The 19952-nt window shown below is 36.0% G+C and carries 10 protein-coding genes; 4 read left to right on the top strand and 6 right to left on the bottom strand.

Annotation, left to right across the window (positions count from 1 at the left end):
- Positions 1 to 141: 141 nt before the first annotated feature.
- Entirely contained in the window at positions 142 to 567 is a 426-nt protein-coding gene (locus BMX64_RS05775) for a DsrE family protein (RefSeq protein WP_091168241.1), read from the top strand.
- Positions 568 to 1247: 680 nt separating this feature from the next.
- On the opposite strand, the gene BMX64_RS05770 is transcribed toward BMX64_RS05775, so the two are convergent.
- Together BMX64_RS05770 and BMX64_RS05765 are read right to left on the bottom strand one after the other, a co-directional pair.
- Complete coding sequence (locus tag BMX64_RS05770; RefSeq protein WP_091169034.1) at positions 1248 to 2828, bottom strand: GMC oxidoreductase; 1581 nt, start codon at positions 2826 to 2828, stop codon at positions 1248 to 1250.
- 223 nt (positions 2829 to 3051) lie between these two features.
- Positions 3052 to 3495, bottom strand: a complete 444-nt coding sequence (locus BMX64_RS05765) for a tellurite resistance TerB family protein (RefSeq protein WP_091168237.1) — start codon at positions 3493 to 3495, stop codon at positions 3052 to 3054.
- Positions 3496 to 3868: 373 nt separating this feature from the next.
- Here BMX64_RS05765 and katG point away from each other — a divergent pair, with 373 nt between their 5' ends.
- The gene (katG, locus tag BMX64_RS05760) at positions 3869 to 6118 is read left to right on the top strand and encodes a catalase/peroxidase HPI (protein ID WP_091168232.1); all 2250 of its coding nucleotides are present in this window, start codon (positions 3869 to 3871) and stop codon (positions 6116 to 6118) included.
- Between the two features lie 375 nt (positions 6119 to 6493).
- On the opposite strand, the gene BMX64_RS05755 is transcribed toward katG, so the two are convergent.
- From BMX64_RS05755 to BMX64_RS05740, 4 genes are all read right to left on the bottom strand, one after another.
- The gene (locus BMX64_RS05755) at positions 6494 to 7489 is read right to left on the bottom strand and encodes a PorP/SprF family type IX secretion system membrane protein (RefSeq protein WP_091168228.1); all 996 of its coding nucleotides are present in this window, start codon (positions 7487 to 7489) and stop codon (positions 6494 to 6496) included.
- Between the two features lie 10 nt (positions 7490 to 7499).
- Positions 7500 to 15098, bottom strand: coding sequence for an Ig-like domain-containing protein (locus BMX64_RS05750; protein WP_091168224.1), 7599 nt, complete (start codon positions 15096 to 15098; stop codon positions 7500 to 7502).
- A gap of 254 nt (positions 15099 to 15352) precedes the next feature.
- A complete protein-coding gene (locus BMX64_RS05745) occupies positions 15353 to 16933 on the bottom strand; it encodes an NADP-dependent glyceraldehyde-3-phosphate dehydrogenase (RefSeq protein WP_091168221.1) in 1581 nt (526 codons plus the stop codon).
- A gap of 60 nt (positions 16934 to 16993) precedes the next feature.
- Positions 16994 to 17305 (bottom strand): rhodanese-like domain-containing protein, encoded by a 312-nt coding sequence (locus BMX64_RS05740; RefSeq protein ID WP_091168219.1) that lies wholly within the window; start codon positions 17303 to 17305, stop codon positions 16994 to 16996.
- 282 nt (positions 17306 to 17587) lie between these two features.
- Between BMX64_RS05740 and BMX64_RS05735 the strand changes: the two genes are divergently transcribed.
- Positions 17588 to 18214, top strand: coding sequence for a Crp/Fnr family transcriptional regulator (locus tag BMX64_RS05735; RefSeq protein ID WP_091168216.1), 627 nt, complete (start codon positions 17588 to 17590; stop codon positions 18212 to 18214).
- A 314-nt stretch (positions 18215 to 18528) separates the two neighbouring features.
- Positions 18529 to 19944, top strand: a complete 1416-nt coding sequence (locus tag BMX64_RS05730) for an MBL fold metallo-hydrolase (protein ID WP_091168212.1) — start codon at positions 18529 to 18531, stop codon at positions 19942 to 19944.
- Positions 19945 to 19952: the final 8 nt, after the last annotated feature.

Raw genomic sequence — 19952 nt, 5'->3', positions numbered from 1 at the left:
ATATTTCTAAAAAACCAGTCGATCATCCTTTTGGACCTTTTTCAGATAGGTTTACGGAAATCCAACATAAATTCGGGCCTTTCAAACCGATAAAAGAAGCAAAAAAGAAAAACGAAAAAAAGTAATTTTAAAAAATCAATTATGAAAAATCTAACGATTTTATTTGTTCTATTATTTGGTTTGATTTCAATCGTGGCATTGGCACAAAAAAAATCGAATAACCATAAAATAGTGTTTCAGTTTACCAATGCTAATGATACTATTCAACAGAAAGCATTTGCAAACCAGCTAAATAATTTAACTGCTCTTTGGCCTAAAGCTAAGTACGAAGTGGTGGTTTACAATATGGGATTAGAGTTTTTAATGCCCACAAAATCAAAGCACATCGCAGCAATTAAAGTGCTTCATGAAAAGGGAGTTCGTTTTGTAGTTTGCGAAAACACTATGAAAAACCGAAAAATAACTAAAGACCAATTGATCCCTGAAGTAGAATATGTACCCGCCGGCATTGCTGAAATTGTTGAAAAACAAGAACAAGGCTGGAGTTACATAAAAGGCGGATTCTAAATTATATTTTGCATAACCCTACATCATCAATTTGCTCTAGGTCTTTCTGCAAAAAATAGCTAAAACTAAACTAACAACCTTAAAAAATAAGCAATAGACGAAGATATTTTCTAAATCAATGGTAACTTATGTTTGGATGCTACAAGTATTTCGCCACTTTTCCTCAGACTGATATTCACTATGAATTTCAGGGTTTGATGCACAATTATTGTCTGTACACCTATTTAATCTGGAGAAACCTACATCAACAAAATTTTATTTTAATAAAAAAATAAGAGTATGATTAATTTTATACTCCACTTCAATTTTTGAAATACTACTTTTTTAATCCAAATGATAAAATTTCTTAATCAAATAATCCAAGATAAAATAGAGTAAGATGCCCACTATGGCAAATGTTACTATTAAACTAACTAGATTGATCACAATATTAGGAATAAACTTCAGTGTAGGATGCGTTAATACGGGCTCCCGATGCAGTCTTTCATGAATTTTTTTCTTTGTTATTTTGACTTTTTTTCTGATATCGAATTATTTTTAAAGACTTATTCAGTCCTGAGTTAAAATAAAATTATGCAGCTATTTAAGTATTCTAAATTAAGCAATTAATTTAATAATGGAACATTGGGAAGCAAAAAAAATAGAGATTCATTTTTAATTCATCTGGTTAGCATGAAATTTCAAAAATCCTTTCTTTCAATAGGGACCGGAATCTGATCCATAGCTCGTTCTGCAATTGCTGTGATGGAAAGTGATGGATTAACTCCCGGATTTGCAGATATCATGGAACCGTCAATTATCAACATGTTATGGTATCCAAAAACTTCATTGTTTTTATTAATTACTCCTTCTGAACGATCTTTCCCCATCACTGCACCTCCCAATACATGGGCAGTTGACGGGATTCCTGCTACGGATTCCAAAACAAATGAAGTTGCTTTACCATTGATTATTTTGCTGTATTTTTCTGTCAAAGCGATAGACTCCGGAATATAAGCGGACGGTTTTAATCCGGTACCTATTGTCGATGACATTCCGCCAAAAAAGTTGTTTTTGAATTTTAAAGTACTGTCTATTGATTGCATGAATAACAAAACAGTAGTGCTTTTTGACCAACTGTTTACCCAATAAATTTTGAAGTAGGTTAATGGATATTTTACTACTTGTTGCGTCATGTTTGCCATTCGTTCAATTGTGTTTTTTCCATTAGACAAAGGCAAATGAAGTAATTTCCAGAAACCCGATCCTTCTGAATACCTCACAATTTCCAAATGACTGTTGTCATCCGTGTGAAGGAGACTGCCAATAGCCACTCCTTTTGATAAATTTTTAGTTTTGTCCAAAGAGGAAACACTAATTAGCGTTTCATTATTGGTTCGTATGTCATCGCCAAGTTTATCTGACAATAGCGGAAGTGATTTTGTTTTTAGTTTAAGCAGTAATTTAATAGTACCCAATACGCCTCCTGAAAAAATCACTCCTTTTGAAGTAAATTCTTTTCTGGATCCAAAAAATTTAGTACTTGATTTTACAGCGACTTTGTAGCCTGAAGTCCCGTCTTTATCATCAATTGGCAAAACATCATAAACCTCATTTTCGGCAAGGATTTCAGCACCATTATTTTGCGCTAGATACAAATAATTTTTATCAAGTGTATTTTTAGCATTATGTCTGCAACCCGTCATGCAACCTCCACAAAAATTACATCCAGCTCTTTCAGGACCTTTTCCCTCAAAATAGGGATCCTTTACGTTCACCCCTTCTTTTCCAAAGAAAACCGCAACATCAGGATGTTCAAATTGATCTTCTTTCCCAATTTCTTTTGCCAATTCCTTCAATGCAAGATCACCGTCAAACAATTTGGGATTTCTGGATGCACCAAGCATGGTGAGTGCTTTTTGATAAAATGGTTTTAATTCGGTTTCCCAGTCTTCTAATTCGCTCCAACTTCCTGATTTATAAAATGCCGATTTTGGCACGGGTAAAGTATTCGCATACACCAGGGAACCACCACCAACTCCCGTTCCCGATATAATTACAACATGCCTGAAAATACTCATTTTCATGATACCAAAGAAACGCAACGAAGGCATCCACAACCATTTCCTGAGATTCCAATTGGTTTTGGCAAAATCTTCCGATTTGTACCATTTCCCTTTTTCAATCACCAAAACTTTATATCCTTTTTCAGAAAGCCGTAAAGCACTTACTGAACCTCCAAATCCGCTTCCTATTATTATGTAATCAAAATCGTATTGCATATTTTTTGTGTTATATTCCAAAAATAAGGAATTAATTTGAATAATATGCATGCATAGTAAAAGGTGCGTAACGATTCTTTTGACAATAAAAAATCAACTTTTCGTTTCTCCAAAACAAAAAAAGAAGAGCATTTCAGATTTGAAATGCTCTTCTTTTTTTACAATCAAAATTAAACCCATTTAATATACGCTCCGAAGTAGAACTCTATTTTGATTTAGCCACTTATATTCCTTTAATATTACCTTTATTTTTCAAGAAAATCACCTCAATTATTTTGCTGGTCATCTCTTTCTCAATTTCTAATTGATTGGATAAAACTTCAATTACGTTTTTTTCTTCTTTTTCCAATGTTCCATCAGCAAGCAACACTTCCAATGCAAGAACAAATACGGTTTCCTTATCTTCTCCTTTAATCCATTCGGAACAAGCCGAAATGTATTTTAATTGTCCCAGTTCCGCTCTTACATTAAATGCTTTTCTATAGAGAGGTGCAATATCAATTCCGATAAATTTATGTTTTGAAGACAAAACTCTGGATAATGTTGCCGTTTCCGAGTCGGTGATTTGATTATCGGCAGAAATACAAGAGTATAAAATGCCAACCCAAGCTTCAAACTCAGAATTTACCGTATTTTGACTACTATTATTATTTTCAAATGGATTCATGTTTTTTATTTTTGGTTAAAGTTAGTGCTAACAATCCTGATATTTGCTAGGTTTTAGTAATACATTATGATTTAACATTTATAAATTAATTGCAGATTTTAAAAATTGAGGTCCGGAAAAATAATTATAATTTCAGTAAATTCAAAAATATTTCAGAGATAACGCAAATCATAGAGGTTTCGGTTGGCAAACCGTAAATTTAATACAACTATAACACTATAAAGCTATTAAAAAGAGGCGTTATTACTATAAATTCATTAAATTTAGCATATTAAAACACAATTACCATTATCAATTTTATCTATTAAAAATCAAATCAGGTAAGGATTCTTTGTGGTAAATTCGCTTTAAGAAAATAAAAAATAATTATACTATGGAAAATAACACAAACCCAACATCCTACAATGTCAATGGAGAAAGCAAATGCCCATTTTCTGGTGCAGTTGCTCCAAAGCAAAGTGCAGGTGCCGGTCCAAGTAACCGCGACTGGTGGCCAAACCAATTGAAATTAAACATTTTACGCCAACATTCTTCCCTATCCAACCCAATGGGAGAAGCATTTGACTATGCTGAAGAATTCAAATCTCTGGATTTTGATGCCTTAAAAAAAGACATATTCGAAATGATGACCACCTCACAAGAGTGGTGGCCAGCTGACTATGGTCACTATGGCCCTTTCTTCATCCGAATGGCTTGGCACAGTGCAGGAACGTACCGTATAGCTGACGGCCGTGGTGGAGCAGGTTTTGGAACACAGCGTTTTGCGCCATTAAACAGTTGGCCTGACAATGCAAACTTAGACAAGGCTCGTTTATTATTATGGCCAATTAAACAAAAATATGGCAAGAAAATTTCATGGGCAGATTTAATGATCCTAACTGGTAACTGCGCCCTTGAGTCGGCAGGTTTAGAAACATTTGGTTTCGCAGGTGGACGTGCCGATGTCTGGGAACCTACTGAAGACATCTATTGGGGTTCTGAACGAGAATGGTTAGCACTTAGTAACACTCCAAATAGCCGTTACTCTGGTGATCGTGATTTAGAAAATCCTTTAGCTGCGGTACAAATGGGACTCATTTATGTAAACCCTGAAGGTCCTGACGGTAATCCTGATCCGCTATTAGCAGCTCGTGATATTCGTGAAACCTTTGCCCGTATGGCAATGAATGACGAAGAAACAGTTGCCCTTATTGCCGGTGGCCACACATTGGGCAAAACCCATGGTGCTGCTGATCCAAACAAATATGTGGGTCCAGAACCGGCAGGAGCATCTATTGAAGAGCAAGGTTTAGGTTGGAAAAACACCTATGGTACTGGAAATGCCGGCGATACAATTACCAGCGGTCTTGAAGGAGCATGGACGACTACACCTACAAAATGGAGCAATAACTTCTTTGAAAACTTGTTTGGATTCGAATGGGAATTGACCAAAAGCCCTGCTGGTGCCCACCAATGGAAACCAAAAGGCGATGCAGGTGCAGGAACTGTACCAGATGCCCACGATCCTTCAAAAAGCCACCAACCTTTTATGTTGACTACTGACTTGTCATTAAGAGTAGACCCAATATACGAGAAAATTTCAAGACATTTTTTTGAAAATCCGGCAGAATTCAATCATGCGTTTGCAAGAGCTTGGTTCAAGCTTACACACAGAGATATGGGACCAAAAGCACGCTATTTAGGGCCTGAAGTTCCTGCTGAAGAACTAATTTGGCAAGACCCGGTTCCAGCAGTTACCCATCCATTAATTGATGATCAAGATATTGCTGCGCTTAAGGCAAATATCTTTGTCTCAGGATTGTCTGTGCCAGAATTAGTTTCTACTGCTTGGGCATCCGCATCTACTTTCCGTGGATCTGATAAACGTGGTGGTGCTAACGGTGCCCGCATTCGTCTTGAACCACAAAAAGATTGGAAAGTAAACAATCCTTCACAATTAGAAAGAGTACTTAACAAACTGGAAGGAATTCAAAATGATTTCAACAGCACTCAATCAACTGGCAAGCACGTTTCAATTGCTGATTTAATCGTTTTGGGTGGTAGTGCAGCAATAGAAAAAGCAGCTAAAACAGCTGGACATTATATATCAGTACCTTTCACACCCGGACGTACAGATGCCTCACAAGAACAAACAGATGTAGAATCATTTGCAGTGCTAGAGCCTCAAGCTGATGGTTTCCGTAATTATGTTAAGACAAAATATACGGTTTCTGCAGAGGAAATGTTAGTTGACAAAGCACAATTATTGACTTTGACAACACCAGAAATGGCAGTTCTTGTTGGAGGTATGCGTGTACTGAATACTAACTTTGATCACTCTCAAAACGGAGTTTTTACAAAACGTCCAGAAGCACTTACTAATGATTTCTTTGTCAACCTACTTGATTTAGGTACCACTTGGAAAGCAGTATCAGAATCTGATGATGCATTTGTAGGAAGTGATCGTAAGGCAGGCAGTTTAAAATGGATTGGAACTCGTGTTGACCTTATTTTTGGTTCTAACTCAGAGCTTAAAGCCATTGCCGAAGTTTATGGTTGTACAGATGCTCAGGAAAAGTTTGTAAAAGACTTTATTGCAGCATGGACTAAAGTGATGAACTTAGATCGTTTCGACTTAGTTTAATTTAGATTTATAATTTGTTTAAAAAGGTGGTCTGGTAACAGATCACCTTTTTTGTTTTATAGGTTGATCTGTGGGTTAATTAGCCTTTATAGATTGCCAAATTATTGTAAACCTTTATTGTTAGTAGTTTGCTGTTTTTTTTCAATGCAATCATTGAAAAATAATTCTGCTAGTTCAGTTAAGAATATATTTTTGGTCAGCTTGATGCCTAAATTAACTTTTCCAAGCTTCCATTAATTAGTAAATTATTTATTATAAATCCATTTGAATATATCTCATTAACCTCAACTCCATAAAAAATTCGGCTCGAAAAAACGAGACAGCTGTACTTTTCTAAATAAACTAAATTACTTAATACAATACGTATTAATGAAATCAATAATAATTTGGACAACCAAAACATTTCACTTCCAAATCAAATTGATAAATTACCGACAGTTCAAAAATCCCGCCTGTTTTTCCTATTTTAGAAGTATTAAAATCATAGGAATAACCAAATTTAAAATGCTCATATTGCAAGCCTCCAAAGGCATTTATTGAAGTTAAAAAGTGACTCTTATCCGTCTTTTTTCCTGGATTTGTTGCTAGACTGGCTCCAAAAAAAAACTTTTCAAAAACAAGACCTGTTCCTAAATCAAATCGGCTGTACTCGCCTTGAGTCATATAATTGGATGTGAGAAGCAACCGTGTTTCATAAGGTAAAGCAGTGATATCAATATAATCCCCCAGTTTAAATTCATAGCCTGCATTTGCTGAAAAAAACATTTCTAACGGGACATTTCCAATGGTTGAAAATGAAATATTAGGTTTATTAAGATGTTTTAGAGAAAGCCCAAACCAAGCATTTTCATTATTGAAAAGCATTCCTGCAGAAAAATCAAAGAACCTTACTTTTTCATTCAAAAGTAAGGGATCTACACTGGAAGGATTGATAGTTCCCAAGCCAATATTAATTTGATCTTCTAAAATAATATTCTGAAACCCAAACGATTTATTTCCAAAACCAACTTCAATAGCGGGTCTAAAAAACCATTCATCGTTTAATTGAACCCGATAAGCATAATTAAGATTAACTTGAGTAAAATTATAATCGGTAAATTTCTCTCTATGGTTTAGGACGCTTATTCCTACTCCGCTGTTTGCATTTTCCAACCATGTATTCATAAAGCCATAATCTGTATCGACTCTAAAATTCAAATCAGGCCATTGCGTTCTGTGTAATATCCCAGCTTTGGTGGTTTCTAAAAAACCTGTAAATCCAGGATTCAAGGTTTCTGGAACCATGAAATATTGAGTAAAAATGGGATCTTGCGCTTTAACTGTTAAAGAAAAACTTAACAAAAGTATGAATGCTGCTATTTTTATTTTCATTATGCTATTCTTATTTGATTAGTGTAAAAGGACCATCTTTGCTTACTACTGTGCCATAAAAAGTGGTTGCTTTTACTTTGTAATAATAATTTCCATTCTCTGATTCCTTTCCTTTTACTTTTCCATCCCAGCCTTGTAATGTCTCACCAGTTTCAGAGTATACTAATTCTCCCCAAGTATCATACACATCCAGTTGAATTGATTTCATTCCTAAAAAAGCAGGTTTAAAAGTTTCATTAATTCCATCTCCATTAGGCGTAAATCCATTAGGACTCATCAATTCATATCCTTTGTCAACTGCTAATGTAATTATATGTGTATAGATACATCCAAAAGGATAGGTAACTGTCTGGTTCACTATATAAATCCCTTCTTTGACGAAAGAATGAATTGGATTTACTTCATTAGAAACACTACCATCACCAAAATCCCAAGCGATATTAATAAAATCACCCGTAGCAGTATTTGTGAACTGAATTGGATCTATAATGGAATATATTCCATAGGTAGAGAAACCAATGGAATTTGTAGTAAAATCAGGGTTTCCTAAAACTGGATTTTTTACATTGAAACTGTAACTTGATGTACATCCTAAATTATCCGTGACATCCAAAATCGTAGTTCCATTTTGGGTAGTATTCATTATTTCATTATTGGCTCCGCTTACGGTTCCGCTTGACCAAACCAATTGATAAGGTGGGAAACCTCCTGAAACTTGCGCTAAAAAAGTTTGTTTAACATATTTAGTTTCACAGTTAAAATCGGTTTTGGTTTCTATTCCAATTACAATTGGTGGCTGTCTGTTAATTGAATATTGAGCTTGTTCAGAACAGCCTCTGGCATCAGTAACAATTATTGAATAATTTCCTGCGGGAATGTTAGATAAATCTTCCGTTACAACGCCATTTGACCAAGAATAGGTAAAAGGTGTTGTTCCTCCGGCAACCAGTAGATTGATAGCGCCACTATTGGCATCATCACAATCAAATGCATCAGTAACATTTGCAGAAATCACTAATTTTTGTGGTTCCAATATTATGAATGTTCTAGAGATAGTACATGGTTTTCCATCACTGATTGTTACCGTGTAGGTTCCTGGTCTTAGATTATTTCTAACATTTCCTGCCACAGCACTATCATCCCAAACTAATTTTACTGGTACTATACCTCCAATAATATTCAAATTAATACTGCCGTCATTCATTCCAAAACAAGAGATATTTTTAACGACTGGATTAACAGTAAATATAGGAGCTTCAGGTATGTTTACATTTAGTGTTTTTATACAATCATTATCGTCTGTAACAGTTACCAGATAATCCCCTGCCGAAAGATTATCCTGTAAGTCTCCACCTCCCAAATTACTCCAATTAATAGTATAAGGGGCAATACCTCCTGAAATCAATATTTTTATTGAAGCATCATTTCCTCCATAGCAAATTATTGGTGTTGTCGTTGCAGTGATAATAATTTCATCAGGCTGGGTTATTGTTGTTGACAGTTTTTTGAAACATCCAGAATTATCTGTTACCGTTAAATCGTAGGCTCCTGCTAGTAAATTCCTCAAATTCTGATTGGTACTGGTAAATCCATTTGGTCCTGTCCAAGCATATTTATAATCAAAATTACCTGGTGTTATTTCGATTGGGGTTCCCCCTACTGTACTTACTGTTATTGCTCCCGTTGCTACTCCGTAACACAAAACATCCGTTTGACCAACCCAATTTAAGGCTAAAACTGGCGGTTGGGTTATCGTGAAAGTGGCTGTTTCGGGACCACAATTATTAGTGTCTGAAACGGTAACAGTATATACTCCCGGAATTAAATTAGAGATATCTTCTGTGGTTGCAAATGGTGAATTATCTTTAGTCCAAATATAATTATAGTTCGTCGTTCCTCCTGTTACGGTAACAGCAATTTTTCCGTCAGCATCCCCAAAACAAGTAATATCCTTTTCTTCATTTGTAGTGATGACTATTGGTGCGTAAACCATTATAGAATAAATAAATAGTGCTCCCTTACATGAAACCCCATTATTATCTAATGTAGCAGTAGAGGTATAGGTTACAATTAGCGGACTTGTTGTTGTATTAATCAGATTCTGAACTGGGATCGTATTCGTACCTGTTAAAGAAGTAACACCCGTAATTCCTGCCGGAACATTAGCTATCCAATTAAAAGTTACATTTCCAGTAGTTGCACTAGTTAAAACAACCGGTAAAGTATTGGTTCCTGTACAAATAGCCTGATTTTCCTCAGAAAATGCAACCTTTGCAGATGGATTTACGGTAATCACTACTGTAAACGGAGTGCCTGTACAAGTCCCAGACTTAGGCGTTACCATGTAAGTGGCTGTTGCTAATTGGTCCGTTACATTAATGAGTGTTTGGCTAATTGAATTTTGATTCACACCTTGCGCTGAGCCACCCGTTATTGCTCCAATTGGACTTACAATAGGAGAACTCCAACTGTAAAGCGTGTTTGCAGGAACAATAGTCCCACCTCCATTTTGAGGAATAACATTAAAAGCATTTGCACTACATATTGTAGCAGTTTGAGAATTTATCAGTGGTACCGGGTTGACAGTAATGGTGTAACTATAAGTAGCTCCCTCACAACTAACTCCGGTATTTAATTCGGCTTTTGCCAAATAAGTAACAACAATAGGTTCATTTGTAGTGTTCGTTACTATTTGAACAGGAATAGAACTGGTTCCACTTGTTACAACTCCTGTAATTCCTGTGGGTTGAATTGCGGTCCATGAAAAAGCAGTTCCCGCTGTTGTACTGGTTAAATTTACACTTGTATTTGAGGAACCGGAACAAATCACTTGATTTGGCTGAGAAAAAGTAACTGCTGGTGATGGATTTACTGTTATGGTAAATGTTTTTGGCAATCCAAAACAGCCGTTCAAACTTGGTGTTACAGTAATTGAAGTAGTTATTGAATTTATTCCATTGTTAATTGCTGTAAATACTGGAATATTTCCTACTCCACTTGCTCCAATTCCAATAGTAGCATTGGTATTTGTCCAATTATAAACGGTATTAGGAATTGCTCTGGTAAAGACAATCGCATTTGTTGAAAAACCGTTACAAACTTCTTGATTATCCGGTAAATCTACCGTCAAAGTTGGGTTCACAGTTATGGTAAATGTTTTTGGAGTTCCACTGCAACTTTTTCCTCCATTAGTAAAAGTGGGCGTTACAACTATAGTCGCCACTATTGGAATTACAGTTGAATTTGAAGCTGTAAATGAAATATCACCCGTTCCCGTAGCAGGTAAATTAATGCTATTGTCACTGTTTGTCCAAGAATAGGTTGTTGTTCCTCCTGTATTTGCACTAGCAAAAATTACGGAAGCTGCTTGGTTATTACAAATAACCTTATCCAATGGCTGATTTACTTGTGCCGGAGGGTTTATGGTTATTTCATATTTATATATTGTCCCTGAACAAGAAACCCCATTATTCTCTAATGTCGCAGTTGATGAAAAGATTACAATAAGCGGATTTGTTGTTGTATTACTAAGATTTTGAACTGGGATTGTATTCGTACCTGTCAGAGAAGTTATACCCGTAATTCCCGTTGGAACAGTTGCCGTCCAATTAAAAGTTACATTTCCAGTTGTTGGACTCGATAAGGTTATTGGTAAAGTATCGCTTCCCGAACATAGTACTTGATCGGCTTCGGAAAATTGTACTTTAGGAGAAGGATTAACTGTGATAACAACCGTAAACTGATTTCCACTACAATTTCCTGATTTTGGTGTTACGGTATAAGTAGCCGTTTGAACTGCATCCGTACCATTAATTAATGTCCCACTAATCGTTGTTTGATTTACTAACGCAATACCTCCTGTAATTCCCCCTGTTACTGTTGGAACGCCCCAAGAATAGCTTGTACCTATTGGTACAATATTTCCACTACCATCCAAAGGAGCTATAGAAAATGAAGTATTGGTGCAAATCGTTTGGGTTTGTGAGGTTATAATAATTGGATTAACATTTACAGTAAATATTACCGTTTGAATACAACCGTTTGAATTTTCATAAGTGATATCACATGTCCCTGCCGATACTGCTGTGACCAGTCCGGTATCACTCACGGTAGCAACAGAAAGGTTTGATGAAACCCAAGGTGTAGTTGTAGCTGCATTTGCAGAACCTGTTAATTGTGAAGTCAAGCCAATACAAGCTGATAAAGTACCTCCTATTGTGGGTTGTGGGTTTATTGTAACTGAAACGGATTTAATTATAGAACAGCCGTTCGAATTCGTTCCTTTGATATAGTAAGTTCCTGACGCAGTAATCGCAGATGGTGTTGACAATACTGTAGTTGCTGATAGATTAGTCCAATACGTGAAGTCCAATCCTGAATCAGACCCTGTAGTTATAGCAGTTGAAGATATATCAACCGTATCAGGAGAACAAACGACTAAGGGATTTGTAATAATTAAATTGGGTAATTCATTTACGGTAAATAACAAATCGACTGTACAATTATTACTATTTTTATAAGTAATTGTTGTTGTTCCTACAGCTATACTTGTAACTAATCCTGTAGCACTAACTGTAGCAACCGAAAGGTTTGAAGAGACCCAAGGCGAACTTGTAGCTACTGTGCCCGAACCAGTTAATTGTAAAGTAGAACCTACGCATCCCTTTGGCAATCCTGTTATTGTAGGAAAGTCATTTACTGTAAACGTTACATTTACTGTACAACCATCCAAATTTGTATAAGTAATGTCGCTAGTCCCTGCCGATACAGCTGTTACTAATCCAGTAGCATTAACTGTAGCTACTGCAATATTTGATGATACCCATGGTAAACTTGAAGCCGCAGTTCCTGAACCTGTTAATTGCGAAGTTGAGTTGACACAAACAGATAAAGTGCCTGTAAGCGTTGGCAAAGCATTCACCGTAAAAGTGGAAGTGACCGTACAATTATTTGAGTTCTTATGGGTAATTATTGTTGTGCCTGCTGATTTGGCAGTCACTAATCCAGTATTACTGACCGTTGCAATAGTAGTATTTGACGATAACCAAGGCGAAATCGAAGCTGCAGTTACTGAACCCGTTAATTGTGAAGTTGCATTGATACATGCTGATAAAGTCCCTGTAATTGAAGGTAAAGCATTTACTGTAAATGTTACACTTTTTGAACAACCATTTGAATTGGTATAAGTTATTGATGTCGAACCTATTGCTATTGCTGTAACTAAACCGGTACTACTTATTGTTGCTATACTAGTATCTGAACAAATCCAAGGATTACCTGAAGTTGGTGTTACTGAACCCGATAATTGCGAAGTTGCACCAATACAAGCATATAAAGTACCTCCTATTGTAGGTAAAGCATTTACAGTGACTGTAACCGGTTTTATTACTGGACAGCCATTTGTCTTGGTTCCCTTAATATAATACGTTCCAGATGCCGTAATCGCTGATGGAGTTGACAATGCTATTGTTGCTGATGCATCAGTCCAATACGTGAAATCCAATCCGCTTTCAGAACCCGATGTTATTGCTGGCACTGTAATATCTACGGTTGAAGGCGAACAGACAGCAGTAGGATTATTTATGATTAAATTTGGTAACTCTTTTAATGCAAAAGTAAATGTAGCAATATTGGATCCGATACAATTTCCATCAACCTTTACCTCAATTATATACGTTTTAAAAGCATTGAAAATTATCTTAGGATACGCATCAGTAGCGGAAGTCCCTCCAGTAAAAGTATAATCAGCCGCTGTAACTCCTGCACCACTAATGATCCATAAATAACTATTTGGTGTGAAAGGTGCCACACTATAAACAGGCTTTCTAGGGGACTGGGTAAAATCGAGCGTGTAAATTGAATTAAAATCACAAACCGAAAGTGAACCAGGAGAAAAACTAACCGTTGGAGCACCATTGACAACTATTTCTTTTGGTGCAGAAGATTTAGTTCCACAAGAATTAGTTATATCTAAAGTTACCGTATAAATACCCGGCTGTATAAACTTTATTAATGGACTCGGGGAATTTAATGTTGAGGGTGCTACCGCCTGTACTTCACTTGACGTAACAATCACTCCATTTTTTTTTATAATCCAAGAGTAAGTTAAATCTTGACACCCAGAACTTGGAATTACGGTTGTGTCAGTAAATTGAATTGCTACATTAGGGCAAATGGGAGATGATGGCGTATTGGTAAATGTAGGATCTAGAACCGTTTCAATTTTTATGGTTTTGATTGCTTCAGTAACACTTTGACACAAATCTGGATTCACTGCTTCCAATTTTATATCCCAACAACCACTAATTGTTATAAATGATGAAGGTATTGTTAAATCATTTATAGAGTTTATCCAAGGACTATTAGATGGAATAGATGTATAATTAGATTCTCCCGGTTTTTTAAAATACCAGCTATATAATACTTCTTTTAAACAGCCAGCAACACCATACGAACCTTTTACGGTTGTATTAATTGCTTTAATAGGATCAGTAATACATTGATTAATTTTTAAATCAAAATTTGCTTGAGGAGATTTGCTTGCATTCACGCTTTTAGATACCCCACCTCCGTTTAACACGAAAGTATTACAGGAAGTTGAAATTCCTTTGTTCCATAGCTTTTTTTCAACTGTAAAAGCACCATTTGTTTTGTCACAAGAAACTGTTTGGAATTTATGGGTTAAAATAGGATGAGACATTAACTGTGCATGTGTTAATTCTAATGGATCAGAGCCGTCTCCAAAATTAATAGTATATTTTGATCCTAAATAATTTCTTCCAATCCCAGAAAGCGAAGTTTCAATATTAAATGTTACTTCTTCATCTACACAAACAGTTTCACTCGTAGAATTACCTAAATTAGTAGCATTACCATGAAACAAGAATATAACACTAAAAATACTTGATGTTGTACTATTTGATTTTTCAATTTCGAAAACATAAGTACCAATTCCCAAATTAGAAGGAATAGAAAAGACCCCGCTAGTATGAATTACATTAGATGAAGTTCCATCCAAAATGCCTACTAATTTTATACTATAACTAAAATTAGTATCGAAATCACAAAGTTCAATATTTCTATTTGATGCTGAAATCCCTCCTGAAGCTGCTCCTACAGTAGCCACATCACTCCTATTTAATGAACCAAAAATAGTTTGAGTTTCCGTACATTTAATACAATTAAAGAAATTGCTGTTGTTTGTTAATGCTGAAGTAAGAGTCGGAATTCCTATTCCACTTCCCGAAACCACATTAAAAGTTCCTGTTTCAATTGTAACAACAGGATTTGTAGAACGAATTCTCAGCTTATAACTCCCCGCAGCTAAAGTAGCTGGCAAAGTTCCGTTTACAACAGGTACATAAAATTCATCGAGAGTTGTTAACATAGTCGGACTTGCCCAATTACCTCCAACATCTGATAATTCTAAAATGAATTTATTATCAAGATTGAAGATTCCTGTAGGATTTATTAGTACAGATACTCCGGAACCTGATGTATAATTGGCTGTATTATTAAATCGAACTAAATTTATTGTTTGCGATTGAACATTTGAAGTAAAAAAAAACAGTAAAAAGAAAAGAAAAATAATTGGGTAAAAGTGTTTCATAATTATGTCTTAAATTAACCGAGGTGTAGCGTCATTTTCATGTAGAAAAATATAATATTTTCAAATGTAACCTATTGTTTCCCCATTTCTTTACGGTTTCACGTAAAGCCTTGTTAATTTCATAATTATTTAAAAGAACATCACGTATTACATGTTTTTTGGAAAAAAATTTAACTCCAAACCCATACCCATAAAAAATAGAAGCCGTCTCATTGCAAAAACGAGACGGCTTTACTTTTCTAATTAAAATAGATTTACATCGTATAATCCGTGTTAACGAAATTAGATTCTTTGCTGTTTAATAATTCCTGCAAAATAGCATTATTATAGTCATTGTCTTTTGAAGCTACAAAAGTTCTAATCGAGAACGAACGTAAGGCATCGTGAATACTCAACGTTCCTACAGCTGAATCTTTTCGTCCTGTAAACGGATATACGTCGGGACCTCTTTGGCAAGAACTGTTCAGGTTTACTCTGCACACTAAATTTACCAAAGTATCAATAAGCGGCGCAATAGTTTTGATATCGCTACCAAACAAACTTACTTGCTGCCCGTAATTTGATTCGGCCATATCGTTCAAGGGTTCCTGAATGTCTTTAAAAGTCATAATTGGTATCACTGGACCAAATTGCTCTTCGTGATACACTCGCATTTCTTTATTTATTGGAAACAAAACCGCAGGAAAGATATAGTTAGGAGAATGTTCGCCACCTTTTTCATTGATGATGGTTGCGCCCTTTTTGACGGCATCATCAATTAATTCCTGAATGTAAGTCGGTTTTTCTTTTTCCGGTAGCGGAGTCAACATAACCGCTTTATCCCAAGGATTTCCAAAAACAAGCGCATCTACTTTGGCAGCAAAACGTCTGTTGAATTCATCGGCAATCGTTTCGTGAACGTATAAAATTTTCAATGCCGTACAACGCTGTCCATTGAATGAAAGCGTTCCTGCAATGCATTCCTGAATGGCCAAATCTAAATCGGCGTCTGGTAAAATGATGGCTGGATTTTTAGCTTCTAAACCTAATATTAAACGCAATCTGTTTTTATTTGGATGTTGATCTTGCAAAGCAATCGCTGATTTACTGTTTCCTATCAAAGCCAAAATATCGACTTTTCCAGACTTCATTATTGGCGAAGCAACCTCACGCCCTCTACCATAAACAATATTGATAGCGCCCTTTGGAAAACTGCTTCTGAAAGCTTCTAACAAAGGTGAAATTAATAAAACGCCGTGTTTAGCAGGTTTAAAAATAACGGTATTTCCCATAATCAATGCCGGAATCAACAACGCAAAGGTTTCGTTCAACGGATAATTGTATGGTCCAAGACACAAAACCACTCCCAAAGGTCCACGACGCACCATAGCATTTACTCCTTGGCTTTTGGTAAAACGAGAACTATTTCGGTCTAATAATTTATAATCTTCAATAGTATCATAAATGTATTCTACGGTTCTGTCAAATTCTTTTTCGGAATCAGGCAACGATTTACCAATTTCCCACATCAAAAACTTAACGACTTCACTTCGGGTCGCTTTCATTTGAGTGACAAAATTCGCCATACATTTGATTCGGTCTGACACTTTCATCGTAGGCCATAATCCTTGACCGTTATTGTACGCAACACTGGCCGCATTGACAGCTTCCAGCGCTTCAGTTTCGCCCATAAACGGGATCGAACCCAATATGGTTGGACCGTATTCCTCAGTAGATGAAATCGTTGAAAAAACTGCGGTTGTCTGACCTTCCCATTTTTTTAATTCGCCATCCACTAAATACGTATCTTGATTCAATAATGATGTAATCTGAAATTCTTCTGGTATTAAACTCATACTAAAGGATATTATATTTATAATTTAAATAAATAAAAGAGGCAATTGCCTCTTTCTGTTTTATGGTTCAATGACTTCGCCGTCCCATTCTGTAATGCCTCCGATAAGATTATAGGCATTTTCAAAACCCAGTTGATTCATTATTTCACAGGCTTTTGCACTTCTCATTCCGGAGCGACAATACACATAATAATTTTTACTTTTGTCCAAAGTTTCAATTTCATTTACAAAATCCTGCCCTCTATGAATATCAATATTGATGGCATTTGCTATAAAACCTTCGTTAAATTCGTCTTCGGTTCTCACGTCCAGAATCACTGCATTTTCATCAGCTTCAAATTGAGAAACCCAATCTTCTTGTGTTAAATTCATAATGATGTTTTTTGTAAAAATACAACGTTTTTACCGAACAAAAAACGCACCTATTGTAAATTAGATAATATTCATAAGAAAACGTTTTCGCAAAACATTAACTATCAATAAACTATAAATTTGGCTTATATTTTTGCGAAAAACAGTCTATTAAACCCATAGGCAATATATAAATAACAGACGCTCAATCAAGCACTTGTATGCCTTTTTAGTCTAAAAAACGACCTGTTTTTTGAGTTTTTTAGACTACTTTTACAATACAAAAAAATTGAAAAAACTAAAATGCTTGATCCGATAAAAAAAATATTTCCTTCCTTTTCTACTGAATTAGTCAAAGACGTTGATGCAAATGCTGCTATACAATCCTTCAAAGCGGGCGATATAATCATGAGAACCGGTCAGTATATAAAAAATACGGTACTCGTAATCAGCGGCAAAATAAAGGTCTATCGCGAAGATGAAAATGGCGGAGAATTTTTTATGTATTATTTGCAACCCGGGCAAGCCTGCGCCATTTCTATGATTTGCGCCACCAAAAATGAAAAAAGCCAAATCATGGCTAAAGTCGTTGAGGATGTTGAATTGATCATGGTTCCTCTTCCTTTGATGGACAAGTGGATGATGCAACACCGCAGTTGGTATGAATTTGTTATCGATACGTACAGAAGTCGTTTTGAAGAAGTGCTGGAAGTTATTGATAGTATCGCTTTCAGGGCCATGGACGAACGCTTAGAGTTTTATTTGAAACGCCACGCCGATGTTTGTGGTTGTAACGAATTGAAACTTTCCCATCAGGAAATTGCCTCTGAATTGAATACGTCAAGAGAAGTAATTTCCCGTTTGTTGAAAAAAATGGAACAACGCGGCATCGTTGCTTTGCACCGCAACAACATTGAACTTTTAAAATAAATTCGTTCCATTCACTACGAAAATCGATTTTAAAAACACCTTTTTTTGGGATAAATCCATTCCATTTTATGTAGTTAAAAAGGTGTTTTTGATATTTTCCATTTTACTTTTTTCGAAAATTCACTTTAGAAAATAGTCGTTTAAACCACATTTTTGATTATCTTTAGTATTGTTTTTTTGGTTGATATTTGAAACGGAATCATACAATCGATACGCTCATCTTTCCGATACTAATTACAGTAATGTAACAATTGTCACTGTTTATCCTAAAAAACAGAAGTACATTTGTATTATAAATTTTAAAAATCGCAATCATGCAAATAGAACAAATATATACCGGATGTTTAGCACAAGGTGCTTACTACATTACTTCAAATGGTGAAGCTGCCATTATTGACCCGTTACGCGAAACCCAACCGTATCTGGACCGATTGGAAAGAGACGGCGTAAAATTGAAATATATTTTCGAAACCCATTTCCACGCTGATTTTGTTTCCGGCCATGTAGATTTGAGTCGTCAAACTGGCGCTCCTATTGTTTATGGTCCAAATGCGACCTGTGAGTTTGATTGCATTTCTGCAAAAGATGGTCAGGAATTTACCATTGGAAACATCAAAATAAAAGTATTGCACACTCCGGGACACACCATGGAAAGTTCAACTTTTTTATTGATTGACGAAAACGGAAAAGACCACGCTATTTTTTCCGGAGATACATTGTTTATTGGCGATGTGGGAAGACCAGATTTAGCTCAAAAAGCGGCACACATGACGCAAGAACAATTGGCCGCTACCCTATTCCATTCGTTGCGAACAAAAATTATGACTTTGGCAGACGATGTCATTGTTTATCCCGCTCACGGTGCAGGAAGTGCCTGTGGAAAAAACATGAGCAAGGAAACCGTTTCGACCATTGGCGACCAAAAAGCCACTAATTATGCGTTGCGTGCGAATATGACAGAAGCTGAATTTGTACAAGAAGTGACTGAAGGTTTATTGCCGCCTCCCGCTTATTTTGGTATGAATGTAGCCATGAACAAAAAAGGATACGACAGTTTTGAGAATGTCTTGGATTTGGGAATGCGTGCGCTGTCCCCTTCAGAATTTGAAGTGGCCGCTGAAGAAACCGGAGCCTTACTATTGGACACTCGTAAAAACGGAGAATTTGCCAAAGGGTTTATTCCGCAATCTGTAAATATTGGAATTGATGGTGATTTTGCTCCATGGGTAGGCGCTTTAATTGCCGATGTGCAACAACCAATTCTAATTATTTGCGAACCTGGACAAGAGGAAGAAACCGTTACGCGCTTGAGCCGTGTAGGTTTTGATAATTTAATCGGACATTTGGCAGGTGGTTTTGATGCTTGGGCAAAAGCAGGAAAAGAGATTGATACTGTAAATAGAATTTCAGCCGAACAATTTGCCAAGGAAGTGAAAATTGGCGAAAGCAAAATAATTGATATTCGTAAAGAAAGTGAATACTGCGCAGAGCATGTTGAGGAATCTTACAGCAAACCATTAGCAGCTATTAATGAATGGATCAAAGATATTAATCCAAAGGAACATTTTTACCTGCATTGCGCCGGAGGATACCGCAGTATGATTGCGGCTTCGATTTTGGAAGCGCGTGGTTTTAGAAATTTCACTGAAATTGAAGGCGGTTTTAATGCTATTGCAAAAACGGATATTCCAAAAACGGATTTCGTTTGCCAAAGTAAAGTTTTGAAATAATTAATAAC

Source organism: Flavobacterium sinopsychrotolerans, from assembly GCF_900110375.1.
GTDB classification, from domain to species: Bacteria; Bacteroidota; Bacteroidia; order Flavobacteriales; family Flavobacteriaceae; genus Flavobacterium; species Flavobacterium sinopsychrotolerans.
The sequence above is the reverse complement of the archived record's forward strand: the minus strand, read 5'-3'. Positions and strand labels throughout refer to the sequence as shown.